General features: G+C 52.4%; 1 pseudogene. It reads left to right on the top strand.

From position 1 onward, the window contains the following. Window positions 1–294: pseudogene (locus tag H3T84_RS12015) on the top strand (hypothetical protein); the annotation flags it as partial.

Genomic DNA, 294 nt, shown 5'->3' with positions numbered 1-294 from the left:
ATTACGATGCCGAACACCGCCTGACCGAAGTGCGTATCGAACAGCTAAACCATACTGAACGCTACGGCTACGTCTACGATGCCCTTGGCCGGCGGATTGAAAAACACCGGCTAGACCGGGACGGCAAACCATGCAATCGCACCACCTTCCTGTGGGACGGACTGCAAATGATTCAGGAAAGCAGTGCAGACAAACGGCAGAGCCTGTACCTGTATACCGATGAAGGCAGCTATGAACCGCTGGCACGGATAGACAGAAACGGTAATCAGGAACAACACATCTACTACTTCCATA

The organism is Snodgrassella sp. M0110 (assembly GCF_016101465.1).
Classification (GTDB): Bacteria; Pseudomonadota; Gammaproteobacteria; order Burkholderiales; family Neisseriaceae; genus Snodgrassella; species Snodgrassella alvi.
Note: the sequence above shows the minus strand (reverse complement) of the source record. Positions and strands in the feature narration are given on the sequence as shown.